Genomic DNA, 14,125 nt, shown 5'->3' on the forward strand with positions numbered 1-14,125 from the left:
AAAAACAATAATTATTGTAGATAATATTGTTTATATTATTTAATATTTTTTAAAATCTATAACGATTTAAAAACTATAAATTGAACTCAGAATAAACACAAAACAGACAAGTAGAAATATCCATATCTGTATTTCATTATGAAATAAAATATTTTTGTCGATCTTAATTACATGATCAGAGTGTTGATGAGTAATAAAATCCTTGCTGTTTACAAATAACATCCATGCAATATCTTAAATATTTAATATTAAAACAAATACGTAAAAATGGTTACATATAAATTAATTATGGAGAAAACTTAATAGTAAAAATATTACAAAAATAAAAGATGCAACCTAATCTATAAAAAATATTCTTTTTAATGATTATTTTTTTATTTATCTTTCGAATAATATTAGTAAAATTTCTTAGATTTTTTATAGATATATTGATTATCGTCATAAATTTCATATATGAAAAACAAATTAATTTATTTTTTTTATTGTAAAATTATAATAAATATATCATAGCATTTAATTTAATAACAGTAGCAGCTATATGATGGATAGCGTACTCTATTTCTTCTTCAGTTGTGAAACGCCCTAAAGAAAATCTGATTGAATTATATGCTAGTTCATTATTTCTTCCTAAAGCCTGCAGTACATGGGATGGATTTAAAGTGCCAGAGGTACAAGCAGATCCAGAAGATAATGCAAAATCTTTTAATGCTATAATTAATGTTTCACCGTCAATATTATTAAAACTAATATTCAACAATGTGCCTATACTATACTCTAAATCGCCATTAATTAATATTCCTTCAATTTGTTGTAATCCTTGCCATAGACGATCTCTCATTTTTTTTAAATAAATCATTTCTGTCGTCATTGTTTCTTTAGCCAAACGATACGCTTCAGCCATACCAACAATTTGATGGACTGGTAATGTACCAGAACGCATACCATATTCATGTCCTCCTCCATGCATTTGAGCTGTAATATGGAGTTTTGGGTGCCTATGTTGTCGTATGTACAAACCACCTATACCTTTTGGGCCATATAGTTTATGGCCGTTGAAAGACATTAAATCCACTGGTAAATCAGATAGATCAATATGTAATTTACCAACGCTTTGAGTTGCGTCTACATGAAATATTATGTCATGTAGACGACATAATTTACCAAATTTTTTGATGTCTTGGATTACACCGATTTCATTATTTACATGCATAATAGATAATAAAATTGTATCATCACGTAGTGCGTTACTAATTTGTTCGAAAGCGATTAAACCATTGGGTTGTGGAGTTATACGGGTAATTTCAAATCCTTTGTTCTCAAGATATTGACAAGTATCTAAAACTGATTTGTGTTCCGTCATGCTGGTAACAATATGTTTTCCTTTTTTGTGATAAGATTGGGCTATTCCTTTAATGGCTAAATTTACTGATTCAGTAGCTCCTGAAGTAAAAATGATTTCATGTGATTCAGCACCTATCAACTGAGCGATTTGTTTACGAGCTATATCTACCGCTTCCTCTGCTTTCCAACCATAATAATGAGAACGAGAAGACGGGTTACCAAATATGCCGTCTAGGGTAAAATATGGTATCATTTTTTCTACTACTCTAGGGTCTACGGGAGTAGTAGCAGCATAGTCAAAATATATTGGTAACTTCATCTAACATACTCCAAAAATAAAAAACTTATTTTGATGTATAAAATATAAAAATTATAAAATCAGCTTATTTATATAATATATTAAATTGAATGCTCTAAAATATATTTATTATTAGTCTTGATTTGTATTTTACGGTAAAAAATTCATTTTATATGATATTATTATTTGTTACTATATAAAATATTGAAACCTATTTTATATTTTTATCTCCATAAGCGTTTAATTGAAGTTATATAAATATATACTAACGATATATCATGTTTATGATATATGCTATGGGCAATGTATATTGAATCAATAGTAAGACGTTATTTCAATTGTGTACAATACTTTTTGTATGTAACGTTGTAATAAAAATTACACCATAATAAATGATTGTTAGTATTAATATTATTTGTAGTAATAAAAAACTAATTATTTATAAAAATAATATTTTTAATGAAAATAATGCAGTTTTGTTTTTAATAAATATATTAAATAATGGTAGATTGTTATATTGTGTATAACTGTTTATCAACATGCCTATACAAAATACTTTGTTTTAATTAATTTTAAAGAATTCAATCTTTCATTATAATTCAATTTATTATTTTCATAGAAATAATAAATCTATGAATTGATCTATATATCAGATATATATTTGTAATGAAAATGAATGTTTTATTTATAACATAATTTTGAAGATATCTTTATGTATATTAAGAACACATGTATTACGTGTTGAATGGAGCTATAATACAATATCTGTGTTATATAAAAAATATAATTTTGTAATATATGGCGGGTTTTGATATGTTCTATTTTTCATTTAATGAGAATTACTGGATGAATGCTTTATGCATCCGATGCTTAACATTGCTATTCAATCTATAAGAAGAGCGGGGAACTTTGTCGTTAAACAATATGAATTGTTTGACAAAAATAGTGTACAGTCAAATCATATAAGTAATCTTATTTCTAAAATCAATAAAGAATCATATTACATTATTACGGCAATTATTCGAAAATTTTATCCGCTACATACTGTTATTAATACATGGAATACCCACGATGTTGTTAATGATGTAAATTTCAAAGAAAGCGTTTTCTGGATAATTGGAGCTATAGATAATGATGTTAATTTTATTAAGCAATTTCCTTTTTTTGCTTTATCTATTTCCGTATTTATTAAAGGCCATATCGAAATAGGAGTAATATATGATCCTATACATAATGAGTTATTTAGTGCTTGTCGTGGAAAAGGAGCTCATCTTAATGGTTATCGGATTCGTGTAGGTACCGCTAAAAATTTGCATAGGGCTATTATTGCTATATCTTGTTCTTATGAACAGCAACATATGACTATTAATCTACTAAGTAAGTTTACTAATAAATGCGCATATTTTCGTTATACTGGATCAACTATTTTAGATTTAGCCTATGTTGCAGTTGGACGCGTAGATGGGTGTGTTTCTATTTTTTTTAAAAAAATTAACTACACCAATAAATTATCTAGTGGTTTTTTAATAATTCGTGAATCGGGAGGCTTAATTATAGATTTTACCGGAACCGATAATTATTTATTGTCTGGAAATATAATTGCGGGTAATGTGAAAATAATCCGGACTATTTTATCAATTATACAAATTATTTGAATATCTGCCTCAATAAGATATTAATAAATTCCTATATCTTGAAAGAACAACTTGTATTTTTACATTCTAGATATAATTTATATAGTGATGTTACTTTAATAACTTTTATTATATATGGGATACTGAGAACATATACGTAAAACTTTATTTTTTATGGAAAAAATAATTTCGTTGTTATCGATATGATTTAATATATCACAGATCCAATGAGATAGTTTTCGTACATCGTTTTCATTAAAATTACGTCTAGTTATTGCTGGCGTACCAATACGTATACCAGAGGTAATAAAAGGACTTCTAAAATCATTTGGTATGCTATTTTTATTAACAATGATATTAGCACGCTCTAAAGCTGTGCTGGCATCTTTCCCAGTGATATTTTTATTTCTTAAATCTAATAAAAAAAGATGATTATGAGTCATTCCAGAGATAATCTTAAATTCGCGTAATGCAAACTCCTTAACCATTATCTTAGCATTTTGAACAATTTTTTGTTGATATACCTTAAAAGATGGATCCATTGCTTCTTTTAAAGCAATTGCTTTGGCTGCGATAACATGCATCAAAGGACCTCCTTGAGAACCAGGGAAAACCGAAGCATCTAATTTTTTGTACAATGCATCATTACCTCCGCTAGCTAAAATTAAACCACCTCTGGGCCCTGCTAATGTTTTATGAGTAGTAGCAGTCACTACATGTGCGTGTGGTAGTGGATTTGGATATATACCCGCCGCAACTAATCCCGTGATATGAGCCATGTCAATAAATAGATATGCTTGAACAGCATCTGCAATCTGACGCATTTTAGACCAATTTATAATACCAGAATATGCAGAAAACCCCCCTACGATCATTTTTGGTCGATGTTTTACAGCTAAATGATGTACTTTTTCATAATTAATACAACCATTTTCGTCAACTCCATAAAATACAGCGTTATATAATTTTCCTGAAAAGTTTACTTGTGAGCCATGCGTTAAATGTCCTCCATGATTTAGATGCATACTTAAAATTGTATCGCCAGGATGCAATAAAGCATTATAAACAGAAAAATTAGCTTGTGATCCAGAATGTGGTTGTATATTTGCATAGTCTGCAGAAAATAATTCTTTTGCACGATTAATGCCTAATTGTTCAATCATGTCGACATATTCGCATCCACCATAATAACGTTTACCTGGATAGCCTTCAGCGTATTTATTAGTAAGTTGAGAGCCTTGTGCTTTCATAACTTGAGTGCTAACATAATTTTCAGATGCTATTAATTCAATATGTTCCTCTTGTCTAATAGTTTCTTGTTGTATTATTTTCCACAATTCAATATCATAATTCGTACATATGGACATGTATAACCTCTTATCTTGTCTAAATAAAATACATTGTATGCGTAAAAATACATCAGTCTATTTTAATTGAAATGAAGCAAGAATTACTTTTAATAACAATCTTATTAATGATAATAAAATATAAAAATATAAATATGGTTATATTATATTCATTTTAATAGAATTAACACTTACTTTTTAAGTAAGATATGCTCTATATCTTTTTGTTACAATATTCTCACATAGGTTTTTACTTGAAATTTAAATAGATATAAGGTTGTTTTAGATGATCAATCTTATTGATATTATCTGATGATATCAGGTTTTACGTTGACGTTTAAAAAATTTATTCAATTGACAAGCACATTCTTTTTCTAATACCCCAGTTGTTAAAAACACATGATGATTATTCATTGGATGACGGAGTGTATTTTTTAGCCATGATCTTTGTTCAGTTTTACTGTTTTTAGCGCCACAAACTAATCGATAAACACGAGCATGAATTATTGCGCCAATGCACATCATACATGGTTCTAGAGTAACATAAAGAGTAGTACCTAATAATCGATAATTGCCCAAAACCTTTCCCCCTGTACGTAACGCTACAATTTCTGCATGAGCACTTGGATCATGGCATATAATAGAAGAATTCCAACCGTAACTTATAAGTTTACCATTTTGAATTAAAACAGCTCCTACTGATATTTCTCCAATCATTTCAGCATGGGCAGCTAATGCAATAGCATGACGCATCCATATCGTATCTACATTTTCTATTTCGTACATTCAGATTGTAATAAAAATATTACAATGCACAATTAATAAAATAATTCTAAAAGGCATATTGAGATACTCATTCTGTATTACGATACAACATCAAAATAATTTTTTTTTAATTATAAGATCATTAATATTTATATCTTATTTTTTATCGTTCCAATATAACAAAAGCACATGCATACGAATTAGTATCAGATAAAGTAATATGCATTTTTTTTAATGATAATTTATTAGCTAATAAAGCTGTACACGAGAATAAATGTAACATTGGTTTTCCTAGTTTATCGTTAAATATTTCAATTTGATTAAATGTCACTCCTTGGCTTATTCCAGTTCCAAATGCTTTAGATACCGCTTCTTTTGCAGCGAAACGCTTTGCTAAAAAATGCACAGGATGCTTTTTATTTTTGTATATTTTCCATTCTGATTTACTAAGTATACGCGTAGCTAACTTATCTCCACTATGTGTTATTATTTTTTTTATTTTCCTAATATCAACGATATCTATTCCGATTCCGTGAATCACTATTAACCTCTTCTTGAGTCTTGTATCAATTTCTTCATATCTTGAATAGCTTTTGGTAATCCACAAAATATTGATCGGCTAATTATAGAATGTCCTATATTTAATTCTTGTATTCCTGGTAACATCGCAATAGGTCGTACGTTATAATAATTAAGACCATGTCCAGCATTAACTTTTAAACCCTTATTGACAGCGTATTGCACACTTTTTTTGATACGTTTATATTCTAAATTTTGAGTTGTTGCATCTGTAGCATGAGAATACATTCCGGTATGTAGTTCTATATAAGGCGCACCTATATTATAGGCAACACTAATTTGTTGTTCATTAGGATCAATAAACAATGAAACTCTAATTCCAGCTTCAGTAAGTTTAAATATTATATCTTGCAATTTATTTGCTTTATTAATTATATCTAAACCACCTTCAGTTGTAAGTTCTTGACGCCTTTCCGGTACTAAGCAACAACAATGTGGTTTTAATGTACATGCGATATTAATCATTTCATCTGTTGCTGCTATTTCTAAGTTCATAGATGTTTGTATGGTTTTACATAACATTTCGACATCTCGATCTGTAATGTGACGACGGTCTTCTCTTAAATGTATAGTAATACTATCTGCTCCTGATTGTTCTGCAATGAATGCAGCATATATAGGATCAGGATACATAGTATTTCTTGCGTTACGTAATGTTGCGATATGATCAATATTTACACCTAATAATAAATTTGACATTATATGTATGCCTTAAATATAGTTACTTGATAGTCATCGAATATAAATATAAATTATATATATTTCTTTTTAAATGTATTTTTTTGTTGTTTTCTATTTAATTTAAATTACATTATTTCGTACTGTTGATATATTAAAATGTAATGTTGATAACAAACAGTTATTTCTGGTTCAAAATTACAATTTTTTCACATAATTCTTTAATGGTTGAATGGACTGTGTGAAGATCTATAAATTTCATTTTATAAGAATATACTATTACACGATGTAGATATTTACATAAATATTATTAATATTAAAGTTCCATATAATACTGAAAATGTTGATATTGTCATCTTCAAAGTTATTTGTGTCGGTTCAAATAATATGAACATAGCATTATTGAAATTACAACAAAATAAAAATATCTCTATAAAATAGACCGATTAAAGAACATTTATTTATATATGTATGATATATGATTAGATTTAATAAGTCCTTTGAGATGATTCTTGCATTTGTGAAGTTGTGCTTTAAAATAATAAACATACCTTTTAACAAAGGTATGTTTATTTATTGAATAAACTTAATAAAATGAGATAATTTTGTTTAAGATCCTAATATATTAAGCGATTTACGATCAATGGCCACGTGATTAATCATATGTTTTAGTTATGTTCTTCTAGTACCTCTAAAACTTTTTTTGCTGCATTTTGTTCAGCTCTACGTCGACTAGAACCGCATCCAATAATCGGTTGTGTTAATTTACTAACTTGACAATTTATCGTAAATATTTGATTGTGCGCCTCTCCAATTATTTGATTAATCCAATATACAGGCAACGGCAAACGACGGTGTTGCATATATTCTTGCAGACGAGTTTTTGAATCTTTTTGTGTATCATAAGCATAAGGATCCATATGATCTATACGAATTTTATACCAATTAATAATTAATATTTCAATAGTTTGAATATTACTATCTAAAAATATACCGCCTATCAACGCTTCTATTGTATTAGCCAAAATGGATTCACGTTGATATCCCCCGCTTTTTAGTTCACCTTGTCCTAATTGTAGATAATCTCCTAAATTAAATTCTCGTGCTAGTGTTGCCAATGTATTTTCGCGTACCAAATTTGCACGCATTCTACTCATACCTCCTTCACTAATATGAGGAAACCTATGATATAACAAATTAGCTATTACATAGTTTAATATGGCGTCGCCCAAAAATTCTAGTCTTTCATTGTGTTGATTGCTAGAGCTTCTATGAGTTAGCGCTTGTAATAATAAGTCATATCGATTAAAAATATAACCAAGTTTTTCTTGCAATGCATTAACTAACATAATATTTATGTATTATATATTCTTCCAATGTTCATGGAGAAAACTTTTTGTAATCAATTTTAACCAGATTGATTACAACAAATGTAATAAAATAATTTTAAATTATAATTAGAGAATATGAATATCTTATTGTATATTACCAATTCTATGGAATTGGATACTAATTGGCCATATTCCTTCTTGTTGTTTCTTTATATTCATCCAAATTATTATTGCTTTTCCTATTATATTGCGTTCAGGAACAAATCCCCAATAACGACTATCTGCGCTGTTATCCCTGTTATCTCCCATTACAAAATACTCACCTGCGGGCACTAACCACTCAGATATTAAGTGTTTTGTATGTTGATCATACATTTTGATTAAGTTTTGATCACCAGGAGGTATCATTGTTAAGATATTGTGCTCTATTCCATTGAACGATTCTGTAGTTTGAATGAGTCGAATTCCATGAGGACATTTTTGATGCGGTTCTATTTGAATAAAGGAAGAATTAACCTTTCCGTCTACGTCATTATCAAATACTTGAATAAAATTACTAGGAACAACATTGCTATAAACAATGGGTAATGGTTGTATACATGCAATATTATTAACATGATTCACATATATTATTAATTGTTTAGTAATAATGTTATAGATTACTTTGTCTCCTGGCTCTCCAATTACTCGTTTAATATAATTTAGTTCAGGATTTTTAGGATACTTAAACACTATTATATCTCCACGTTTTGGATGTCCAGTATTAATTAATGTTTTTTGAGTAATAGGATTTTTAATACCATATATGAATTTTTTTACTAAAATAAAATCTCCTATTAACAAAGTAGGCATCATGGATCCAGAAGGTATTCGGAATGGTTCAAAAACAAATGATCGTATTATAAATACTAATAATAATATCGGAAAAATTGAGGATATAAATTCAGAAATTATTGAACAATATGAGATTATCAATGAATAAGCATTTTTTGATTGTTGATAAGTCTTGGTTGATTGTTGAAGGAATATTTTTTTATGTTGATCACGATCATACATTAATGTATATAATTTTTTTATACTCCAGAAAATACCTGATATTCCTGTAATAATTGCTAAGATCAAAGAAAATGCGTTAATCATACAAATAAAATCCTTTAGTTATTTTTTATTGTTATTGACATCAAAGACAGCTAGAAATACAGTATGGGGTAAATTAACATTGCCTATTTGTTTCATACGTTTTTTTCCTTCTTTTTGATTATATAGTAATTTTTTCTTTCGAGTTATATCGCCTCCATGACATTTTGCTAAAACATTTTTCCGTAGTTGTTTTACAATGCCACGTGATATTATTCGCTTACCAATAGTTGCTTGAATCACAATATCGAATTGTTGTCTTGGGATTAATTTTTGTAATTTATTAACCAATAGGCGACCATGATATATAGATTGTTCTTGATGCGTAATTACTGTTAATGCATCAATACGTTTTTTATTAATTAATATTTCTATGCATACTATGTTCGATATCTGAAAACGACTGAATTTATATTCAAATGAAGCATATCCATGAGATGCTGATTTTATTTGATCAAAAAAATTCAATATTATTTCAGACATAGGCAATTCGTAAGTTAATGTAACTTGAGTACTGTGATATATTATGTCAATCTGAGTACCTCTTTTTTTAATGCATAAAGAAATAATTTCTCCAAGATATTTTTTTGGAAGCAATATGTTACATAAAACAACAGGTTCACGTATTTCTTTAATTTTAGTTAAAGAAAGCAATTTTGATGGACTATCTACATAGATTATTCTATTGTCAATGGTTAATATTTCATATACTACCATTGGAGCTGTAACAAGTAAATCAAGTGAATATTCACGTCTTAGTCTTTCCTGGATTATATCTAAATGTAACAATCCAAGAAACCCACAACGAAATCCTAAACCTAAAAATTCTGATCTTTCTGGTTCATAAAATAGAGAAGAATCATTTAAACTAAGTTTGTATAAAGCATCACGAAAGATTTTTTGATTTTTAGAACCTATAGGAAATAATCCCGCATAAACATAAGGTTGAAGTTTTTTAAAACCATGACATGCTTTTTTTGCGGGATGAGTTGACAGAGTAAATGTATCTCCTACAGGAGTTTTTATGATATTTTTGTTGGCACAGACTAACCAACCTACTTCTCCACAATCTAATATTTCTCGTTTTACTTGTTTTGGAGTAAAGATACCTATTTGATCAACAGTATATTTTTGCCCTGTGTTCATGGATTTCAATACATCACCTTTATATAATTTGCCATTTTTAATACATATTAACGATACAACACCTAAATATTGATTAAACCAGGAATCTATAATTAGTGCTTGCAGAGGAGCGCATGGATCTCCTTGAGGATGAGGAATATCATGAATTAAACACTCTAGTAATTCTGGTATGCCATAACCAGTTTTAGCTGAACATTGTATTGCATTATTTACGTCAATACCGATGATGTTTTTAATTTCTTGAGACGCTCGATTAGGATCTGCTGTTGATAAATCAATTTTATTTAATGCCACAATAATTTTTAAATTCATTTCTTTAGCAATTCGATAATTAGCCACAGTTTGCGCTTCTACTCCTTGAGTAACGTCTACTATTAATAAGGCGCCTTCACATGCTGCTAAAGATCGAGAAACTTCATAAGAAAAATCAACATGGCCAGGAGTATCAATAAGATTCAATTGATAAGGCTGACCACTTTTAGACTTATAATTGAGTGTCACATTTTGTGATTTTATAGTAATACCACGTTCTCGTTCTAACTCCATGGAATCTAATACTTGGGATGTCATTTCACGTTCGTTTAATCCACCGCAAGTTTGAATCAACCGATCAGATAAAGTTGATTTTCCGTGATCAATATGCGCAATAATAGAAAAATTACGTATGTATTTTATCATGATTAATATTAGTTGAATGTAAAAAACAAATATAATTAGTATAAAAATAGTGATTAATTAGTGTATAATAAAATATTATAGATATATATGAAAATGATTGTATAAGAATATTTATGATGTTTTGAAAAATTATTCGAAAATATATGCAGTTAGCTATTCGGATATTAGATATATTTCATTGTTAGACTATATGATAAATTGTGGTAACAAATTTATTATAATTTTCGATATTAACTGTTTATTATAATTTTTAGTGCTAAGATTAAAAAGTTACAAATAAATTATATGTGTTTAAATACATAAATTTTTTGGTAATCAATAAAAACATCAATGATAAGTGAAAATTTTATTTGTACGATTACATAATAATACGGAAATAAACCGTGTCTCAAAAATTAAATTGGCGATTTTTGTTATCAAAAGAAAAAACATTGCCGTACTTTCAGAATATATTGTTTGCTATAGAGAAACGTAAAAAAAAAGGTATTATGATTTATCCTAAAAAAAAAGATGTTTTTAACGCGTTTCGTTTTACTAGTTTTGAATCTATAAAAGTTGTTATTATAGGACAGGACCCTTATCACGGATCAAATCAAGCACATGGATTTGCCTTTTCTGTATTGCCTGGTGTTTTGCCTCCTCCTTCTTTAAGAAATATTTATAAAGAACTTGCATCTGATATGCCCGATTTTGTAATACCAGAACACGGTTGTTTAGAGAGTTGGGCGCAAGAAGGGGTGTTATTGCTTAATAGTATTTTAACTGTTGAGGAAGGAAGAAGTTGTTCTCATGCTAATATTGGATGGGAACGATTTACAGACAAAATAATATCTATACTGAACACACATAAGGAAAAAGTTATATTTTTACTATGGGGAAAATATGCTCAAAACAAAGGTAACATCATTAACCATAAAAAACATTATATTTTCACTGCGTCACATCCTTCACCTATATCAGCTCAACGTGGATTTTTAGGATGTCATCATTTTTCTAAGGTTAATATATTATTAGCGCAACAAAATAAACAGATTATTAATTGGCAACCTAAAATAATTGACTCAAAACTAATATAAGTTAAAAATATGTTATGAGGATGATTTCTTTCATGTAAATTTAATTATTTTATATCTTGTACTCTTGATATCATTGTTGATTTATTGTGATAAATCAACAATGATAAATTAGTAATTTATAATATATTTAAAAAATCTGTATATTTTAATAAATTCAATTATTAAATTAAAATTTAATAATTGAATAAACAATAATTACATTGTTTATGGAAAATATTATGTGAAGTATGATCATATTAATTGAATAAAAAACACAACACGTTATTATTTCATGGAAAAGTACATGAAACTTTGTAAATATATAATGAGTACTGTTTTTTATTTATAACATTTTAAAAAACATAGTAGTTCGTCATTTAGATTGTGATACTGTTACCATAGCGGGTCGAATTAATCTTCCATTCAAAATGTATCCTTTTTGAATCATTGTTAATACTTGATTAGGTTTATGGTCTTCAGATTCTATTATAGATATTGCTTGATGTATTTCGGGATTAAATGGCACGTTAATTTCATATATAGATTTTAATCCAAACTTGTGCACAGTGTCTAAAAACGATTTTAATGTTAATTCAATGCCTTCTATTATAGCAGATAATAAAGTATTAGAATTATCTGAAATACTCATGGTACGTTCTAAATTATCAATGACTGGTAATAATTCAAAGATAAATCGTTCTAATCCAAATTTATGGATTTTTTCTATTTCTTGAGTATTACGCCGACGGATGTTTTCTATTTCAGCTGTAAGACGTAATACCGTATTACGTTCATGTTCTTGAAGTTGTGCTAATTGTATCTTTAATTTAATGATTTGATCGTTTTTAGGATCAATAACATTATCTACTGTCGAAACAGATTCTAATAGTTCCTCTTTTTCTATTTTTTCATTCTGTAATGTACTTTCATCGATATTGTTTTTTACATTATTATCTATCATGAATTTTCTCCTCCGTTTCCTGATTATATGTTTTATAATTCAGTTATTATAAGGATGAATAACAGGTATTCAAGACATCATTTATTATGAATAAAAGTTATAACAAAAACAGAAAGGATTCAATAATAATATGACTTCTTCTATTTTTCGTACTATTGGTATTATCGGATATTCTCGTTATCCAAAAGCTGTGCATACATATGATATTTTATATCATTGGTTATATAGTAAAGGGATTACAGTAATTATCGAACATCATGCTGCTAGTTTATTAAACGTACAAAAAGCAGTTGTAGGTGATTTAAATGATATAGGAAATTACGCAGACTTAGCTATAGTTATAGGTGGAGATGGCAATATGTTAAGAGCCGCGAATATTCTAGCACAACACGATATTAAAGTTATCGGGATCAATCGTGGAACTCTTGGTTTTCTTACTGATTTGGACCCTAATTCAGCACTAGTGGAGTTATCTGATGTTTTATCAGGTCATTTTATTAACGAAAAACGTTTTTTATTAGATGTAACAGTACAACGCTATAACAAACTGATTAGATTAGGTAGTGCTATTAATGAAGTTATTTTACATACAAACACAATTAGACATATGATTGAATTTGAGTTATATATTGATGATAATTTTATTTTTTCACAGAGATCTGATGGTTTAATTATTTCTACTCCAACTGGATCAACCGCATATGCTTTATCTGCCGGAGGACCTATTCTTAGTCCTACAGTAGATGCTATTTTATTAGTACCAATATGCCCTCATACTTTGTCATCTCGGCCAGTTGTGATTAATAGTAAAAGTATAATTTGTCTGAAATTTTCTAAAGTAACATCTGAATTAAAAATAGGTTATGATAACCAAACTCCTGTTTTGGTATGCAAAGAAGAGGAGATCTTTATTAAACGTAGTAATCATTATCTTGATTTGATTCATCCTAATAATTATAACTATTTTAAGACGCTAAATATTAAGCTTGGTTGGTCACAAAATATTGCTGAAACAAAAAAATAATATTGTATTGATAATTACAACAAAAAAGATAATAGTTGTAATTAAACAATTATATATTTTATATTGTATTTGAAAAATAGATTAAGCAGAAAATTATGTATTTGAAAGTATTTTTTAAAACCTTACATACCAGTATTTTTATTATAACGCTG

12 protein-coding genes are annotated in these 14,125 nt (G+C 28.1%); 3 read left to right on the plus strand and 9 right to left on the minus strand.

The features are described 5' to 3' along the window. Window positions 1-490 precede the first annotated feature (490 nt). Complete coding sequence (locus BCHRO640_RS02750) at window positions 491-1,660, minus strand: IscS subfamily cysteine desulfurase (protein WP_015344779.1); 1,170 nt, start codon at window positions 1,658-1,660, stop codon at window positions 491-493. A gap of 836 nt (window positions 1,661-2,496) precedes the next feature. Between BCHRO640_RS02750 and BCHRO640_RS02755 the strand changes: the two genes are divergently transcribed. Then, window positions 2,497-3,294 (plus strand): inositol monophosphatase family protein, encoded by a 798-nt coding sequence (locus BCHRO640_RS02755; RefSeq protein WP_015344780.1) that lies wholly within the window; start codon window positions 2,497-2,499, stop codon window positions 3,292-3,294. Window positions 3,295-3,389: 95 nt separating this feature from the next. On the opposite strand, the gene glyA is transcribed toward BCHRO640_RS02755, so the two are convergent. The 7 genes from glyA to lepA all read right to left on the minus strand — a co-directional run bounded on the left by glyA (window position 3,390) and on the right by lepA (window position 10,933). Beyond that, complete coding sequence (gene glyA, locus BCHRO640_RS02760; protein ID WP_015344781.1) at window positions 3,390-4,640, minus strand: serine hydroxymethyltransferase; 1,251 nt, start codon at window positions 4,638-4,640, stop codon at window positions 3,390-3,392. A 297-nt stretch (window positions 4,641-4,937) separates the two neighbouring features. Beyond that, window positions 4,938-5,405, minus strand: a complete 468-nt coding sequence (gene tadA / locus BCHRO640_RS02765) for a tRNA adenosine(34) deaminase TadA (protein WP_015344782.1) — start codon at window positions 5,403-5,405, stop codon at window positions 4,938-4,940. A 142-nt stretch (window positions 5,406-5,547) separates the two neighbouring features. After that, entirely contained in the window at window positions 5,548-5,928 is a 381-nt protein-coding gene (acpS, locus tag BCHRO640_RS02770) for a holo-ACP synthase (RefSeq protein WP_041567613.1), read from the minus strand. Then, window positions 5,928-6,662 (minus strand): pyridoxine 5'-phosphate synthase, encoded by a 735-nt coding sequence (gene pdxJ / locus BCHRO640_RS02775; RefSeq protein ID WP_015344784.1) that lies wholly within the window; start codon window positions 6,660-6,662, stop codon window positions 5,928-5,930. Before pdxJ ends, acpS begins: the two co-directional genes overlap by 1 nt. A 647-nt stretch (window positions 6,663-7,309) precedes the next feature. After that, a complete protein-coding gene (gene rnc / locus BCHRO640_RS02780; RefSeq protein ID WP_041567591.1) occupies window positions 7,310-7,999 on the minus strand; it encodes a ribonuclease III in 690 nt (229 codons plus the stop codon). 117 nt (window positions 8,000-8,116) lie between these two features. Then, window positions 8,117-9,112, minus strand: coding sequence for a signal peptidase I (gene lepB / locus BCHRO640_RS02785; protein WP_015344786.1), 996 nt, complete (start codon window positions 9,110-9,112; stop codon window positions 8,117-8,119). Window positions 9,113-9,130: 18 nt separating this feature from the next. After that, the gene (gene lepA, locus BCHRO640_RS02790; RefSeq protein ID WP_015344787.1) at window positions 9,131-10,933 is read right to left on the minus strand and encodes a translation elongation factor 4; all 1,803 of its coding nucleotides are present in this window, start codon (window positions 10,931-10,933) and stop codon (window positions 9,131-9,133) included. Between the two features lie 383 nt (window positions 10,934-11,316). Here lepA and ung point away from each other — a divergent pair, with 383 nt between their 5' ends. Continuing rightward, window positions 11,317-12,009, plus strand: a complete 693-nt coding sequence (gene ung / locus BCHRO640_RS02795; protein WP_015344788.1) for a uracil-DNA glycosylase — start codon at window positions 11,317-11,319, stop codon at window positions 12,007-12,009. A 352-nt stretch (window positions 12,010-12,361) separates the two neighbouring features. Here ung and grpE read toward each other — a convergent pair whose 3' ends face one another. Next, entirely contained in the window at window positions 12,362-12,949 is a 588-nt protein-coding gene (grpE, locus tag BCHRO640_RS02800) for a nucleotide exchange factor GrpE (protein ID WP_011283085.1), read from the minus strand. Between the two features lie 130 nt (window positions 12,950-13,079). Between grpE and nadK the strand changes: the two genes are divergently transcribed. Further along, window positions 13,080-13,973: an NAD(+) kinase gene (gene nadK / locus BCHRO640_RS02805; protein ID WP_015344789.1), complete on the plus strand. Its 894-nt coding sequence runs from the start codon at window positions 13,080-13,082 to the stop codon at window positions 13,971-13,973. Window positions 13,974-14,125: the final 152 nt, after the last annotated feature.

It is taken from the genome of Candidatus Blochmanniella chromaiodes str. 640 (genome assembly GCF_000331065.1).
Taxonomy (GTDB): Bacteria; Pseudomonadota; Gammaproteobacteria; order Enterobacterales; family Enterobacteriaceae; genus Blochmanniella; species Blochmanniella pennsylvanica.

What these genes read in the sequence shown, in the direction of transcription:
- lepA (WP_015344787.1), bottom strand. Translation starts at nt 10,933, where the DNA reads ATGATAAAATACATACGTAATTTTTCTATTATTGCGCATATTGATCAC.
- glyA (WP_015344781.1), bottom strand. Translation starts at nt 4,640, where the DNA reads ATGTCCATATGTACGAATTATGATATTGAATTGTGGAAAATAATACAA.
- BCHRO640_RS02755 (WP_015344780.1), top strand. Translation starts at nt 2,497, where the DNA reads ATGCATCCGATGCTTAACATTGCTATTCAATCTATAAGAAGAGCGGGG.
- pdxJ (WP_015344784.1), bottom strand. Translation starts at nt 6,662, where the DNA reads ATGTCAAATTTATTATTAGGTGTAAATATTGATCATATCGCAACATTA.
- grpE (WP_011283085.1), bottom strand. Translation starts at nt 12,949, where the DNA reads ATGATAGATAATAATGTAAAAAACAATATCGATGAAAGTACATTACAG.
- lepB (WP_015344786.1), bottom strand. Translation starts at nt 9,112, where the DNA reads ATGATTAACGCATTTTCTTTGATCTTAGCAATTATTACAGGAATATCA.
- BCHRO640_RS02750 (WP_015344779.1), bottom strand. Translation starts at nt 1,660, where the DNA reads ATGAAGTTACCAATATATTTTGACTATGCTGCTACTACTCCCGTAGAC.
- tadA (WP_015344782.1), bottom strand. Translation starts at nt 5,405, where the DNA reads ATGTACGAAATAGAAAATGTAGATACGATATGGATGCGTCATGCTATT.
- nadK (WP_015344789.1), top strand. Translation starts at nt 13,080, where the DNA reads ATGACTTCTTCTATTTTTCGTACTATTGGTATTATCGGATATTCTCGT.